Source organism: Aquirufa echingensis, assembly GCF_042714525.1.
GTDB classification, from domain to species: Bacteria; Bacteroidota; Bacteroidia; order Cytophagales; family Spirosomataceae; genus Aquirufa; species Aquirufa echingensis.
In genome coordinates, this window is the sequence record NZ_JBBKYA010000003.1 from 453,892 (window position 1) to 468,701 (window position 14,810).

Consider the following 14,810-nt stretch of genomic DNA (forward strand, 5'->3'; position numbering starts at 1 on the left):
AATCCGTCAGGTTAATTCTTGTTAATTAAATTGGCGTAAGAAACGAACGTCATTTTCCGTAAATAAACGAAGGTCTTTGATTTGGTATTTAAGCATTGTAATCCGCTCAATTCCCATACCAAAGGCAAATCCTGAATATTTCTTCGAATCAATGCCTACGTTTTCAAGGACATTGGGATCCACCATTCCGGCACCACCAATTTCCACCCAACCCGCTTGTTTACACACATTACAGCCATCGCCTTTGCAAAGCAAACACGTAATGTCCATCTCAGCGCTTGGCTCTGTGAAAGGGAAATAAGATGGCCGGAAACGAACTTTGGTATCCTTTCCAAACATCTCTTTCGCGAAATGATATAAACTATCTTTTAAGTCCTTGAAACTTACCTCTTCATCCACATAAAGACCTTCTACTTGGTGAAACAAGCAGTGTGCACGCGCTGAAATAGCTTCATTACGAAAAACACGGCCTGGCATAATCGAACGAATAGGAGGCTTTTGGTATTGCATCAAACGCACTTGGACGTTGGACGTATGCGTACGCAATAGGACATCATCTTGAATTTCACCCTTCCCTTTTTCGATGAAAAAAGTATCCTGCATTTCACGTGCTGGGTGATTTGGTGGAAAATTCAAGGCTGTAAAATTGTAAAAATCGGTTTCGATTTCAGGACCGTCAGAAACAGAGAAACCCATCCGGTTAAAAATCTCCAAAATACGTGCACGAACAATCGTTAAGGGGTGCATTGAACCATGTTGGACAGGATCTATTAAAGTCAAATCATCCGGAACTTTTACAGATGAATCGCTATCAGCAAAGGCCTCTTGTGCCAAAACAAACTTTCCTTCCGCCAATTGCTTCAAGGCATTTAAGGCTTGACCCACTTCCCGACGATTCTCCGCAGGAACATCTTTCAACCCATCAAACAATGCCGCCAAACGGCCTTTTCTTCCCACATAAGCAATTCGAAATTGCTCTAATTCAGCCTCATTGCTAATCAAAAATGATTCAACTTCCGCTTGAATCGCTTGTATCTGTTCGTTCATAAAAAATTATAATATTTTGATCCCTAACGTGGCATGCCATAAGGACGCCTTTTGAGAAAAATTCACTCCTTGAGGCAAAGGGACCGTCTTAGACAAATCGGTCACATTTCCTTCATAACGCACATCGAGCGTTAAACCTAATAAATCGATTCCAGCTCCCGCCGTATATGAAATATAAGCCTTGGTTGTCGCAGCTTGCAAACTCCCCAAATTAGTACCTAAGGCCTCAGCAATCGTATTATTTGAATTCATGCTGTAAGACGCAACTGGACCAGCCATCACATGCAAAGGTCCTAATCGGTAGCCCAACATAATCGGAACGTCCAAACTTGTGTAATGCACATCAAACTGTACTCGTTGAGTAGAAATAGTCTTTAAAATATCAAAAGACCCATTTTTATAGGAAACCAAAAGTTCTGGCTCAACGAATAACTTTCTTCCCAAACGCATGTAAACACCGCCGGTGTATCCAGATTTCCCATTCAGATTTTCAACAACAAAATCACTCATTCCATTATAGGTCAAGTTATCCGTTTTTAAAGACGCCATGGTTACACCACCCTTAATTCCTAGTCGGAAAAAGTTTCCTGTGATCTTACGTGCGGGCATTAAAAATTGAGCCGAAACACCTGAGGTGATACTACTCAAACATCCAACGAGGAGAATAAAACGAAAAAGCTTGCGCATAGATTCTGAGGGATTTTACAATGAAACAGTAAAATTATCCTTTTTCAACCGAAAAAAAAGAAAAAACAAACGAAAAGCGTATTTTTGAAGCTTAATAAAATGTACCTGTGGCTAAAGCTAAAACTTCCTTTTTCTGTCAATCTTGTGGGCATCAAGCGCCTAAATGGTTAGGCAAGTGTCCATCTTGCAATGAGTGGAATACCTTTGTTGAAGAATTAGTCGAGGTAAGCTCCCACCCAGCGGAAGTTTGGAAAAGCCCGTCACAGGCAAGAAGCAAACCCCAACCGAAATTATTACAAGACGTAGACTTCGAAAGCCTACCAAAAATCGCCTGCAATGATACGGAATTCAGTCGGGTCCTAGGTGGCGGCATCGTTCCGGGAAGCCTCGTGTTAATCGGCGGAGAACCGGGCATCGGGAAATCAACCTTGTTGTTGCAAGTGGCTTTGTCTTTAACGGAAACAAAAGTCCTTTATGTGACAGGTGAGGAATCTGAACAACAGATTAAACTGCGCGCCGACCGGCTGGAAAAAAAATCAGATAGCTTATATATCTTGACGGAAACGAATACCCAGGCGATTTTCAAGCATTTGGTGGATCTTGAACCCGAGCTAATCATTGTCGATTCCATTCAGACACTTTTCTCTGATCAAATCGAATCCGGCCCAGGGTCAGTATCACAGATTCGCGAATGTGCCTTGGAATTAATGCGTTTTGCCAAAGAATCGAACACCCCTATTTTTCTAGTTGGCCATATCACCAAAGAAGGATCTATCGCCGGACCGAAAGTCCTCGAACACTTGGTGGATACCGTATTGCAGTTTGAAGGTGACCGACACATGATCTACCGTATCCTACGCACGACAAAGAATCGTTTTGGAAGCACGTCAGAATTAGGCATTTACGAAATGCTGGGCTCCGGCTTACGCGCCGTAACGAATCCATCTGAAATCCTATTATCCCAGCGAGACGAACCGGCTTCGGGCGTCGCGATCGGGACATTGATGGAAGGTAACCGCCCTCTATTGGTTGAAATTCAATCATTAGTTTCGACCACATCCTACGGAACGGCCCAACGGACCGCCAATGGATACGACGGGAAACGCTTAAATATGCTACTCGCTGTGATTGAAAAGCGTGGCGGATATAAACTGAGTTCACAAGATGTATTCTTGAATATTACCGGTGGAATTCGAGTAGATGATCCCGCTTTGGATTTGGCAACCTGTCTTTCTGTCGTTTCCTCTTATGAAGACAAAATCATTGATTCCTCCAAATGCTTCGCGGCGGAAGTGGGCCTAGGTGGCGAATTACGTTCCGTAACGCGCATCGATCAACGCATCGCTGAGGCAGAGAAATTGGGTTTCAAAGAAATTTGGATTTCGAAATACAACTTAAAAGGCTTGAACTACAAACCCAAAAGCATTCAGATTAAATCGGCAGCTAGCTTAATGGATGTCATTATGAACATCTGGCACCAAAACTAGCCTCCGGATAAGTCACTTTCACGAGATGCAAACCATGGGCAGGCACCGCCCGACCAGCTTCTTGTCGGCTTTTAGAGGCTAATATGCGCTGTAAATCGGCCGCCGTCCATTTCCCCATCCCGATTTCCATCAGCGTCCCAACGACCGCACGCACCATCCCGCGTAGGAAACGATTACCCTCAATTGTAAAGATTAAATGATCCCCTTGCTCTTCCCAAAAAGCACGCATAATGGTGCATTCAAAGGTATTTACTTCCGTTTTTACTTTGGAAAAACACTGGAAATCCGTGTGAGACAAGAGTAATTGAGCCGCTTCATTCATGGCCTTCAGATCCAAATCCGCCTCATACCAATACGCAAAATCACGCAAAAATGGATCCTTATGCCGCGTGATTCGGTATTCATACGTACGCGAAGTTGCATCAAAACGGGCGTGAAAATCATCTGCCACCGCATAGATGGCTTGTGCCGTTAAAGCGGGCGAAAGCATGCGATTTAAGCGGTAGATAAGATTATCATCGATAGAGACCGATGTATCAAAATGGGCGATTTGATGCGAAGCATGTACACCTGTATCGGTCCGACCGCTTCCTGTGATCGCAACTGTTTCCCCCAATAAAAGACTTAATTTTTCCTCTAATTCCGCCTGCACGCTGTGTGCATTCGGTTGGATCTGATATCCATGAAATGAGCCGCCATCATAAGCGAATTGCAGTGCATAGCGGCTCATCTTGAATTATTTTGTTAAGGCAGTTTCTAAAGCCGTGAAATAAGAACCAGAAGCTTTCGCCAAAGAACTTACAACCTGACCATCAACTACCATATCTGTACCCTTAACCGTACCTAATTGGGTCGACTTAACACCTAAACCAGCTAAATGTGCTTCGAAAGCAGCTTGCTTCGCTGGAGCAACAGATACAATCACACGTGATTGTGCCTCACCAAACCACATCGCATCTTGACGAATGCCTGAATCAGATTTCACCTCGAAACCTAAACCACGTGGGAAAGCAGATTCAGCTAACGTAACCAAGACACCACCGTCAGACACATCATGCGCTGATTGAATTAATTTACCTTCGATTAAGCCCAAAATACCTTTTTGAACCAATTGCTCTGTAGGCAAATCAAAATGCGGAGCTGGCGAAGCCTTCACTTTGCGGTAAGAATATAAGAACTCAGAAGAAGCGATGTCATTGACAGACTCTCCTACCAAATACACTAAATCTCCTTCAGCCTTGAAATCCAAGGTCATCTTGTTTTCTGGTTTCTCCAAGATACCCAACATACCGATTGTAGGCGTTGGGAATACCGGACCTTCATCTGATGATTGATTGTAGAAACTCACGTTACCACCTGTTACCGGCGTTTCAAACGCCTCACAAGCCTTTTTCATTCCTTTGATCGCTCCTACGAATTGCCAGTATACTTCTGGAACGTATGGATTACCAAAATTAAGGCAGTTGGTAATTGCCACCGGCGTACCACCCGAACAAACAATGTTACGCGCCGCCTCCGCAACTGCCATTGCACAACCCTCTTCCGGATCTGCGTTTACATAGCGAGAATTACAATCTACCGTAATCACGATCGACTTGTCTGAACCATGTACTTTTACAACACCTGCATCCGAAGGCGCATTCGTGTTGCGATTCGCCCGACCGATTGATGAATCATATTGCTCCGCCACCCACTTCTTCGAAGCGATGTTCGGGTGATTCATTAAGAAATCGAAAGCCTTTGGCAATTCTGCCGCTGGAATATCTTGTACTGAATTAATATCAAATTTCTTGAACTCTTGGAAGTAAGCAGGCTCCTTGTATTCGCGGTGATATACCGGTGCGCCTCCGCCCAATACCAAATCATCCGCAGGAACATCGGCTACTAAAACGCCATCTTGATAGAATTCCAAACGTTTGGTATCTGTTACTGTACCAATTTGCTCACAATTCAAATCCCACTTATCGAAAATCTTCTTCGCCTCCGCTTCACGTCCTTTTTCTACGACGATCAACATACGTTCTTGCGACTCCGATAATAATATCTCAAATGGCTTCATGTTCGCCTGGCGTGTAGGAACTTTCGAAAGATCGATGATCATTCCGTGCTCTCCTTTGGCAGACATTTCAGAAGTGGAACAGATAATACCTGCCGCACCCATGTCTTGAATACCAATCACACAACCCGCTTCGATGATTTCCAATGAAGCTTCTAATAATAATTTCTCTTGGAAAGGATCCCCAACTTGAACCGCTGGTAATTTCTCCGATGATTTAGCTGTAATATCTTCTGATGCAAAACTTGCACCACCAATTCCGTCTTTTCCAGTCGCAGACCCCACGATAAACACCGGGTTACCTACACCATAAGAGATAGCGGAAGCTTGCGTTCCTACTTTTAAAATACCTGCAGAAAAGGCATTGACCAAAGGATTTACGTTGTAGCAATCATCAAATTGCACCTCGCCACCCACTGTTGGGATACCAAAAGCATTCCCATAATCCCCAATACCCTTCACAACTCCTTTAACCAACCATTTCGTTTTGGCCAAATCGATGTTACCAAAACGCAAAGAATTCAACTGTGCGATCGGCCGTGCGCCCATCGTGAAAATATCACGGTTGATACCACCTACTCCTGTTGCCGCACCTTGATAGGGTTCTAATGCCGAAGGGTGATTGTGAGATTCAATTTTGAAAGCGCAACCTAAACCATCACCTAAGTCCACTAAACCTGCGTTTTCTTCGCCGGCTTTAGCCAACATACGTGGTGAATCTTTTGGTAAAGTCTTCAACCAAACAATCGAGTTTTTGTAACTGCAGTGTTCAGACCACATGACAGAGAAAATAGACAACTCCGTAAAATTCGGTTTACGACCTAAAATCTCCTGAATACGATCATATTCTTCAGGCAATAATCCCAATTTTTTGGCTGTTTCTACGGTTGGTAGGCTTTCGTTAGATTCCACGCTTATATGTTAATTAAGAAATGTTGTTGCATCGACGCAAGAAGCGACAAAGGTAATAAATTTCGCGAAGAGAGCCGAAAAAAATAATCGGTAAAAATCAAAAATGTAGGGACGCAATGAACATTTATAACCCCCAAACCCTAGGCTGAAGCCTAGGGCTATAAAATAACCCCAAAACCCTAGGCTGAAGCCTAGGGCTATAAAATAATCGCGAGGTATCGCGTCTCTACAGTCTAACGTCTAACGTCCAACGACTAATCCTCATATCCCCCAATATTTCCGATCCTCCGGAACATCGACATCCCTGAACTTATCGGAGAAGTGAACGATTTCACATAACATGGGATTTTGGCGCCAAAATTTACCCAAACCTTGATCTCCACTCCAATGCGTGAATAAAGGTCGTAATGCCTTGGGAATTAAAACGGGAGGCGAATTAACTCCTTGAAATGACGCGACAATAGCTCTGTTGGGATTTGCCAACGAAGTCAAGTTCCTTAAATGCGCATTCGTCAGAAAAGGCAAGTCGCATAATAAAACTAATACATCACGATTCATATCAACTGCTTTCAATCCTACCGCTAGCGTCTCTCCCATCCCCTTTTCCCAATCTTCTACCTGAACATACGACAAAGAGGGAAATTCATTTTTCAAATTCTCCACAATCTGAATGGATTGATCCACCTCAGCCCCAAGACAAACTAAAACTTCTTGACACACAGAAAATGCCAAGCGGATAGATCGCTCTAACAGGCTTTGGCCCTGATAAACCAATAATTGTTTCGCTTCCCCTAATCGAGATGAGGCCCCTGCAGCCAGAATAATACCTACCATTTAAATCGAACTTAAATCAAATGGCAACGTACGAACGCGTTTACCCGTTGCTAGGAAAACTGCATTACATAATGCCGGCGCGATTGGAGGCAAACCCGGTTCTCCTACCCCGCCCGGTTCATCCTGACTTGGCATCACGAAAATCGTTGAGGCCGGAATTTCACCTTGACGCAAAACGGTGTACTCATGAAAATTGCTTTGATCTGTTTTCCCGTGCGTCCGAGTAATTTGATTACAAACCGCGGCGGATAAACCATATACGATATTACTTTCTACTTGCGCTTTGATATTATCCGGATTCAATGGGAATCCGCAATCAATCACAGAATACACATGTTTAATCTTAACGCCAACTTTTTGCTTATCAACAACGACGGCATGCGCCACAATACTCGCAAACGAACGTGCAATAGCAATACCGATCGAAACACCTTGCTTTCGTTTGGCACGGTAATCGGAGATTTCAGCTAATTTATTTAGTACGGCTACAAATTTGGGCGAATCGCGCAATAAGTGTAAACGTAAATCCAAAGGATCTTTTTCTCCCTCTGCAGCCAATTCATCCATGAAAGACTCTTGCGCAAATACGTTAGTCGATGCATAAACCGATCGCCACCACAACACAGGCATTTGAGGATCTATCCAATTGAATGAATTTCGACGAGCCGGAAACGCATAAGGACTATCTTCTAAATTGATTCCCTCCCCTGCCCATGGATCCGGATTATTCCGCATGTCGGCCTTAAACACAGACGCCATGATCGATGCGCCATTCAAGCGATGTTCAAATGCCAACACATTTCCATCCTTATCCAATCCCCCTTGCATGGCCGAAATCATGCCTGGTCGGTAAGGGCCTTGTTGGATGTCATCCTCACGTGTCCAAATAACCTTCACTGGCGCATTTACCTGCTTGGATAAATTGGCCGCCTGCATCACGAAATCAAACACAGCTTTCCGACCAAAAGCCCCACCCATGAAGGTGACATTTATCTTGATATTTTCACGCTTAACCCCTAAATAGGTGGCTAAATCATTGCCCAATCCATCAGGCCCTTGAATAGGTGCCCAAACTTCTACTTGGTCCCCTTGAACAAACACCGTTGCATTACAAGGCTCCATAGGTGCATGCGACATGAAAGGCGTTTGGTAGGTACCCTGAACTTTATAATCTGATAGTTGTAAGGCCTTCGCAAAATCACCCACTTTGGCATCTTTATATTCATTGCCTTCATGTAATGCGGCAGCTTTGGCCTGATTGAAATATTGCTCCGTCGCGGTCTCACCAAAACCCAAAGCATTCCAAGAAACTTGAATGAGCTTCTTTGCTTTTAATGCCGACCAATACGATTCACTGACTACAGCAATGGCTTCAGCTTTCCCTCTTAGTTTTTGGTCAAATCCACCAGAATCCGAATAAGGCCCATGGAAAAACACACGTTCCGTTTTCAAAACAAAGCGAACGCCTTTTACCGCCATGGCTTTGGTTGCATCATAAGACTGCACCTTTCCATAGATCGTTGGGGAATGCACAATACTTGCATACAACATACCTGGCAATTGTACATCCATACCAAAAATAGCTGTTCCATCTACTTTCGCAGGAACATCTGGACGCATGGATGGTTTTCCCAATTGGGTGAACTCGGCAAAGGATTTTAATTTCGGCTTGGAAGGTACCGGTAGATGTGACGCCTCTTCCACTAATTCGCCATAAGACAATTTAGCTTGAGAAAGCTTATTGATGACAAATCCATCTTTTGTTGAACAATCGTTCATGGAAATTTTCCAACGATTTGCAGCGGCTTGCACAAGCATTTCGCGTACCGTTGCCCCAGCAGTACGCAAAGGAATCCAACGCGTACGAACAGATGAAGAACCTCCTGATAATTGCGAACCAAAACGATCGGAACCATCCGTCATTTGAATCTCTACTTGTTCCAAAGGAATATCTAATTCCTCGGCTAATAACATCGGTAGGATTTGATAAGTCCCTTGTCCCATATCCGGACGCGGATTAAACAAGGTTACTTTTCCTGCCTCATTGATATTGATATAGGGGTTAATCTGAACCCCTGTTGTACTTACCTTTTTCAATAGCTTTCCCTTGCTGTCGGAAGAAAAACCTAAAGCCAAAACGAAAGCGGATGTCGTGCTAATTCGTAAAAAATCACGACGTGAAGTTGATGTTTTCATGTTTATGATTTTTTAGTGCTCTGAATTTTCTTGGCAGCCGAATGAATCGCTTGACGCATCCGCGTATAGGTACCGCAGCGACAAATATTTCCCGCCATGGCAGTATCTATATCCTCATCACTTGGATTTGGATTATAAGCTAATAAAGCTGAGGCAGCTAAGATTTGACCTGATTGGCAATAGCCACATTGCGGAACTTGCGCCTCTACCCAAGCTTCTTGCACGGGGTGGGTAGCCTTTTCCGACAAACCTTCAATGGTTGTAATTTTATCAGTTGGCTTTAACGTAGACACCGGAGTCGAACATGAACGAATAGGAGAACCATTCAACAGCACGGTACAAGCCCCACACAATCCCATTCCACATCCAAATTTTGTACCGGTATATCCGATGACATCACGAATGACCCAAAGTAAAGGAGTATCAGAATCAACATCGACGCGATGCTTTTTCTTATTAACAGTTAACTGATAAATCGACATATGAATAAGTTTATACAGCTAAATTTACAATAAACATTCTATTTTTGTTGTATGCTTCTACCCGAAGAAATAAAATTCATTCAGGAACATTTACAACAGGACGCGAGTCGTATCGCTTTGTCGGCAAAAAAATATCCCGGGTTGGATATCAAAAAACTGGCAGGCCAAATACAGGCTCGGCAAAAACTAGCAGAAAAACTACCCGTTTGGACCGCTAATTATGCAATTTGTTTCCCCCAACAAATATCGTTGGAACAAGCATCCTCTGAGGCCACAGCCCTATTCAAGGCAAAGCTTGTTCAAGGGAATTTGATTGACATTACGGGAGGCATGGGTGTGGATTCTTGGGCATTTGCCCAAACATGTAATCATGTTACCTATGTGGAGCAACAAGCTGAACTTGCGGAACATACGCGATACAACCATCTAGTATTAGGCTTGCAAAATGTCACGCATATTCAAGGGAATGGTTTAGATCATTTGGATCAAGATTTTGATTGGATTTATGTGGATCCCGCTCGAAGGGACCAACAAGGGAATAAAGTAATCTTGTTTAAAGACTGCCAACCGAATGTATTAGACCTGCTGGATAAGGCTTCAAATACTTGCAAGATTTTAATTAAAACAAGTCCTGTTTTGGATATCAGTAGGGCGATACAGGAATTAGGTGGTGTGGAAAAGGTGTATGTAGTTGCATACCAACAAGAAGTGAAGGAATTGTTATTTATCAAATCGGGGCAATCCAGTTTAGATCCTGACATTGAAATCGTTGAATTAGCTAATTCGACCAATTCATTTTTCCGTGGCAAGCTCTCAGAAGAGCGTGAAGCAAACCTACGCATAGCAAAAGTGGGGGAATATATTTATGAGGCGCATCCGGCGCTTTTGAAAGCTGGTTTTTTCAAATTAGTACAGGGCGAAGAAATTTGGCAATTAGGCAAGCATACGCATTTATATAGTTCAGATGTTTATAAGTCGGCCTTCCCAGGTAAAAAATATGAACAAATTGCTACGGGGCCCGTGCAACCGAATTGGTTAAAAGCGCATCTTCCCAACTTTCGTGCCAACATAAGCACGAAGAATTTTCCTTTAAAGGCCGATGCACTCAGGACTAAACTAAAAATAAAAGATGGCGGTGAATTCACCCTATTTGCCATCCAAAACAGTGAAGAAAAAAATGAGTTAATCTTGTGCAAAAAGTGTCCTTAAAGATTTACCTTTGCTCATTACATTCCTTAAAATCAACGTTCCATGAAAAGATTCATTTTAGCAAGCGTCCTAATTTTTTCAAGCATTTCCCTTTTTGGTCAAGTATTCACGGGAATGGATGAAATTGAGAAAGCGAAGAAAGAAGGATTCTATACCTACATCAATTCAGAGGAAAAATACGTGATTGAATCTTGGAAGAACTATTTGAAGAAATTCGGGAAAGTAGAGGCAGGACGAGGTGGAGCCATTAATGTTTATCAAGCGAAGATTTCAGATATTTCGAAAGACGGTTTAACCTTGCTTTCTAAAACGAGCGAAGAGAAAAACAAGACCAAATTATTTGTTTCAATCGCTACAGGACCTGATACCTATATTCAAAATGGCCATGAGCAATACCGCGATGCGAGCAATTGGTTAGAGGAATTTGTCAAAATCATCAATTTAGAGGAAGACGTTCGCACACAGGAAAAGGCCTTAAATGAGTTGATTGCTACGAAAACTAAGCAGCAAAAATCAGCAGAACGTATGATTCGTGAATTAGATTCAAATAAACGTCAAACGGAATTATTGACCAAACGTTTAGAAGAAGCGAAAGTGGAGAAAGAAAAGATTCTAGCGAATCAAGAGCAAAATAAATTAGATCAAAAAGCGAACGAGGAAGCGATTATCCAACAAATGCAGAAGTTCGAAGCTGCTAAGAAAAAGATCAACTAACAAATGAGAAAAATTTGTTTCATCCTTTTATTCATCACAACTCCCGTATTGTTCAGCAATTTTGGAATGGTTGAGTATACCGTATTGCATCCTAAAACCAAAAGTGTTCAAACAGATTCGCTTGCTAGGAAACAGAAACCTGTTAACCTATATGCGCAGGACATAAAATCCGCAGATATCAAGCAAGAAGAAGAAAAGACATCAAACATGCATTGGGGAGATTACCTTGTCTTGGGTATCAAGGCAATTGGTGGATTGATACTGAAGCTTTTAGCTCACCTTTAATGCCGAACTTCCAAATCACTTGTCGGGTATCCGCCTCCTTACCTTATGTTTGGAGCCAATTCGACCAAAACCTACTCGCTAAATTAGCACCTCCACTCCCCATTGCGCGAATCATCCAGTTTGATGGTTGTCAGGTCAACGATAAAGTTTGCATTGAATTAGACTTTCTCCTGTATAAAACGCGATGGAATTCTGAAATCACAGCTTACCAGGCAGATGCCACTTCTTACGTATTTGTTGATGAGGGAACCCGCGTTCCCTTCGGGATTAAAACCTGGCGCCATGAACATCGAATCGAGTCGATTTCAGTTCATGAAAGTGCTATAATTGACAAAATTCAATTTCAAACAAATTACAAACTTTTAGATTGGCTATTATTTCCTTTAATTTGGGGAATGATTGCTTACCGATTACCTCTTTATAAAAAGTACCTACATCAACCTCAATAATATGAAACTAAGTTTAACGCAAAAAATCATCATTGGATTTGTCTTAGGACTCGCGCTAGGTGAATATTTATTCATTACCCTTTCCCCGGAAGTGAGCCATGATATTGCGAGTAAAGTTCAAGTGATCTCCAAGATCTTCTTGCGTTTAATCAAAATGATAGTAGGCCCATTGGTCTTTTGTACTTTAGTAGTAGGTATTGCCAAATTAGGTGATTTCAAGGCCGTGGGACGTATCGGTATCAAAACCATTGGTTACTTCTATTTTGCTACTATTTTATCATTAGTAACAGGATTAGTGGTGGTGAATGTAACCCAACCGGGTAGCTTACAATCTTGGCCTAAACCTAGCGCAGGCACAGAAACGGGCATTGATGCCAGTAAAGCAAAGAGTTTAGAAGATTTCATCTTACACATCTTTCCTGACAGTTTCTTCAAGGCATTAGCTGAAAATGAAATCCTTCAAATTGTGATCTTCTCGCTATTCTTCGGAGTTGCCTTAGGATCCATCGGTGAAACAGGTAAACGCTTAATCCATGTTATTGAAAACCTAGCTGAAGTGGTCTTCAAAATGGTGAATTATGTGATGGAAGTTGCACCTTATGCAGTATTTGCGGCGATGACAACCGTGGTTGCCAACAAAGGTTTAAGCATTCTCATCAGTTATGGTTACTTGATGATTTGTTTCATGGGCGGACTTTTGTTCTTTACAACTGTCATCCTGTGGATTATCGCAGCAGTCAATGGAATCAATTATTGGAAATTGATCAAAGAGTTGAAAGAAGCTTTATTGATCTCCTTTTCGACCGCTAGTTCAGAAGCTTCATTTCCGCAAACCATTGCGGCTTTGGAGAAATTCGGTTGTAGCCGACGGATCGTAGGATTCGTATTGCCATTAGGATACAGTTTCAACCTAGATGGTTCGATGTTGTACATGACCTTTGCAACGGGCTTTATTGCACAAGCCTATGGAGTCCATTTAAGTATGGAGCAACAAATCACTATGTTATTAACCTTGATGATTACGTCCAAAGGTATAGCAGGTGTACCTCGCGCGTCCCTTGTCATCATTGCAGGGACCTTAACCATGTTCAATTTACCTGCTGAAGGAATCGCCTTATTATTGGGTGTGGATCCATTCTTAGATATGGGTAGAACGGTGACTTCAGTCGCTGGAAATGGTGTAGCGACTTGTGTGGTTTCGAAGTGGGAAGGAGAATTTACGCCTACTACTTAATTTCAAACGTCATTTGAACCGCTTTGCGGGCTGGAAAAATGGATGCGATAAAGGTGATGATGATGACGGCAACGGCTGTCCAAACAAAATCCATTGCATGCATTTGAATCGGGTAGGCATCAATTAACGCATTGGGAATACCAAGTGGAACAATCCCAAATTGTTGTTGGGCCCATGCCAAAACAAAACCAAGTAACATTCCCACGATTGCACCCGAAAAGCTAATGATTAAGCCTAAGTAGAGGAAACTTCTCAACAATTGTTTCGGGCTGATTCCCATGGCCATCAGTGAACGAAGGTCTTTTCGTTTTTCAATAACCAAAAGCGATAGCGAATAAAAGAGTGTAAAAGAGGCTATTCCCATGACGAAAGCCATGATTAGAAATACGAATAGTTTCTCGATTTTGATGGCTTTCAATAAAAGCGCATGTTGTTCATCACGCGTTTGAACCGTATAATTCCGACCTAATATTTGGCTAATTTGTTCCTTGACTTGCGTGTCTTTGACATCATCCTTCAATACAATTTCATAGGCTGATCGCATCCCTTCGGAACCCACGAGCGCTTCCATCCATGTTAGCGGAACGATAACAGTTTGATTATCAAAATTCTGTTCCACTTCTAGGACAGCCGATGGAAAAAAGGTTTGACTCCGAATCGTGTTTTCGTTGAGCGAGAAACGGCGAAGGCGATTATGATCTGGATACCACGCTTGAATAGGTTCAACCGTATTTTCAAAACTCATACCCATATTCAAAAACACACCAATTCCCACGAATGCGAAAGCCTGCGTGGAATCCCCTAGAAAATACTCCCCTTCCACCACTTGTTTCTTTAGTCGATTTGCTGCAAGAAATAAGGAATCTACCCCTTTGAATCGAACAACCAATTGTTTTTGATCGAAGCGAATAAGTCCTTGATCTTCTAACACAGGATTAATAAAAGCGATACCCGGGATGGCACGAATAGAGGCTAATTGGGAGGCATTCAATTGTACTCGCTGCTGTTCCGCGGACAATATGCGCAAATCGGGATCAAAGGTTTTGAACAGCCCTTTTTGGAAATCCTCCAAACCATTGAAAACCGATAAAATTAGGATAAGCGCCATCACTTCGATTCCCACACTAATCATGGAAATACGGGAAATGAGGGAGATAAAACTCGCCTTACTTTTTGAAAAAAAATACCTTTTTGCAATAAATAAGGATAGATTCACGG

14 protein-coding genes are annotated in these 14,810 nt (G+C 42.5%); 6 read left to right on the forward strand and 8 right to left on the reverse strand.

The window, feature by feature from the left end; translation table 11 throughout:
* Positions 1-21: 21 nt before the first annotated feature.
* Both pheS and SKC38_RS07255 read right to left on the reverse strand, forming a co-directional pair.
* The gene (gene pheS / locus SKC38_RS07250) at positions 22-1,047 is read right to left on the reverse strand and encodes a phenylalanine--tRNA ligase subunit alpha (protein ID WP_377976443.1); all 1,026 of its coding nucleotides are present in this window, start codon (positions 1,045-1,047) and stop codon (positions 22-24) included.
* Positions 1,048-1,053: 6 nt separating this feature from the next.
* On the reverse strand, positions 1,054-1,734 hold the full coding sequence (locus tag SKC38_RS07255) for a porin family protein (RefSeq protein WP_377976445.1): 681 nt from the start codon (positions 1,732-1,734) through the stop codon (positions 1,054-1,056).
* 107 nt (positions 1,735-1,841) lie between these two features.
* Here SKC38_RS07255 and radA point away from each other — a divergent pair, with 107 nt between their 5' ends.
* Positions 1,842-3,221, forward strand: a complete 1,380-nt coding sequence (gene radA, locus SKC38_RS07260; protein ID WP_377976447.1) for a DNA repair protein RadA — start codon at positions 1,842-1,844, stop codon at positions 3,219-3,221.
* On the opposite strand, the gene truA is transcribed toward radA, so the two are convergent.
* From truA to SKC38_RS07285, 5 genes are all read right to left on the reverse strand, one after another.
* Positions 3,196-3,951: a tRNA pseudouridine(38-40) synthase TruA gene (gene truA, locus SKC38_RS07265; protein ID WP_377976449.1), complete on the reverse strand. Its 756-nt coding sequence runs from the start codon at positions 3,949-3,951 to the stop codon at positions 3,196-3,198. The two genes, radA and truA, sit on opposite strands and share 26 nt — an antisense overlap.
* A gap of 6 nt (positions 3,952-3,957) precedes the next feature.
* Positions 3,958-6,189 carry a phosphoribosylformylglycinamidine synthase subunit PurL gene (gene purL, locus SKC38_RS07270; RefSeq protein WP_377976451.1) on the reverse strand — a complete coding sequence of 744 codons (2,232 nt, stop codon included), beginning with the start codon at positions 6,187-6,189 and terminating at the stop codon, positions 3,958-3,960.
* A gap of 261 nt (positions 6,190-6,450) precedes the next feature.
* Positions 6,451-7,023, reverse strand: a complete 573-nt coding sequence (locus SKC38_RS07275) for a nucleotidyltransferase family protein (RefSeq protein ID WP_377976453.1) — start codon at positions 7,021-7,023, stop codon at positions 6,451-6,453.
* A complete protein-coding gene (locus SKC38_RS07280) occupies positions 7,024-9,219 on the reverse strand; it encodes a xanthine dehydrogenase family protein molybdopterin-binding subunit (RefSeq protein ID WP_377976455.1) in 2,196 nt (731 codons plus the stop codon).
* A 2-nt stretch (positions 9,220-9,221) separates the two neighbouring features.
* Positions 9,222-9,701: a (2Fe-2S)-binding protein gene (locus SKC38_RS07285; protein ID WP_377976457.1), complete on the reverse strand. Its 480-nt coding sequence runs from the start codon at positions 9,699-9,701 to the stop codon at positions 9,222-9,224.
* A gap of 51 nt (positions 9,702-9,752) precedes the next feature.
* Between SKC38_RS07285 and SKC38_RS07290 the strand changes: the two genes are divergently transcribed.
* The 5 genes from SKC38_RS07290 to SKC38_RS07310 are packed head-to-tail and all read left to right on the forward strand — an operon-like array spanning position 9,753 to position 13,592.
* Complete coding sequence (locus tag SKC38_RS07290; RefSeq protein ID WP_377976459.1) at positions 9,753-10,910, forward strand: class I SAM-dependent methyltransferase; 1,158 nt, start codon at positions 9,753-9,755, stop codon at positions 10,908-10,910.
* Positions 10,911-10,952: 42 nt separating this feature from the next.
* Entirely contained in the window at positions 10,953-11,624 is a 672-nt protein-coding gene (locus tag SKC38_RS07295; RefSeq protein ID WP_377976461.1) for a hypothetical protein, read from the forward strand.
* A 3-nt stretch (positions 11,625-11,627) separates the two neighbouring features.
* Positions 11,628-11,909, forward strand: a complete 282-nt coding sequence (locus tag SKC38_RS07300; RefSeq protein ID WP_377976462.1) for a hypothetical protein — start codon at positions 11,628-11,630, stop codon at positions 11,907-11,909.
* Positions 11,909-12,358, forward strand: coding sequence for an SRPBCC family protein (locus SKC38_RS07305; RefSeq protein ID WP_377976464.1), 450 nt, complete (start codon positions 11,909-11,911; stop codon positions 12,356-12,358). Before SKC38_RS07300 ends, SKC38_RS07305 begins: the two co-directional genes overlap by 1 nt.
* A gap of 1 nt (position 12,359) precedes the next feature.
* Positions 12,360-13,592, forward strand: a complete 1,233-nt coding sequence (locus SKC38_RS07310; RefSeq protein WP_377976466.1) for a dicarboxylate/amino acid:cation symporter — start codon at positions 12,360-12,362, stop codon at positions 13,590-13,592.
* Here SKC38_RS07310 and SKC38_RS07315 read toward each other — a convergent pair.
* Entirely contained in the window at positions 13,585-14,808 is a 1,224-nt protein-coding gene (locus SKC38_RS07315) for an ABC transporter permease (RefSeq protein ID WP_377976467.1), read from the reverse strand. The two genes, SKC38_RS07310 and SKC38_RS07315, sit on opposite strands and share 8 nt — an antisense overlap.
* Between the last annotated feature and the right edge of the window lie 2 nt (positions 14,809-14,810).

What these genes read in the sequence shown, in the direction of transcription:
- SKC38_RS07255 (WP_377976445.1), bottom strand. Translation starts at nt 1,734, where the DNA reads ATGCGCAAGCTTTTTCGTTTTATTCTCCTCGTTGGATGTTTGAGTAGT.
- SKC38_RS07295 (WP_377976461.1), top strand. Translation starts at nt 10,953, where the DNA reads ATGAAAAGATTCATTTTAGCAAGCGTCCTAATTTTTTCAAGCATTTCC.
- SKC38_RS07300 (WP_377976462.1), top strand. Translation starts at nt 11,628, where the DNA reads ATGAGAAAAATTTGTTTCATCCTTTTATTCATCACAACTCCCGTATTG.
- truA (WP_377976449.1), bottom strand. Translation starts at nt 3,951, where the DNA reads ATGAGCCGCTATGCACTGCAATTCGCTTATGATGGCGGCTCATTTCAT.
- pheS (WP_377976443.1), bottom strand. Translation starts at nt 1,047, where the DNA reads ATGAACGAACAGATACAAGCGATTCAAGCGGAAGTTGAATCATTTTTG.
- SKC38_RS07310 (WP_377976466.1), top strand. Translation starts at nt 12,360, where the DNA reads ATGAAACTAAGTTTAACGCAAAAAATCATCATTGGATTTGTCTTAGGA.
- SKC38_RS07290 (WP_377976459.1), top strand. Translation starts at nt 9,753, where the DNA reads ATGCTTCTACCCGAAGAAATAAAATTCATTCAGGAACATTTACAACAG.
- SKC38_RS07305 (WP_377976464.1), top strand. Translation starts at nt 11,909, where the DNA reads ATGCCGAACTTCCAAATCACTTGTCGGGTATCCGCCTCCTTACCTTAT.
- SKC38_RS07275 (WP_377976453.1), bottom strand. Translation starts at nt 7,023, where the DNA reads ATGGTAGGTATTATTCTGGCTGCAGGGGCCTCATCTCGATTAGGGGAA.
- SKC38_RS07280 (WP_377976455.1), bottom strand. Translation starts at nt 9,219, where the DNA reads ATGAAAACATCAACTTCACGTCGTGATTTTTTACGAATTAGCACGACA.
- SKC38_RS07285 (WP_377976457.1), bottom strand. Translation starts at nt 9,701, where the DNA reads ATGTCGATTTATCAGTTAACTGTTAATAAGAAAAAGCATCGCGTCGAT.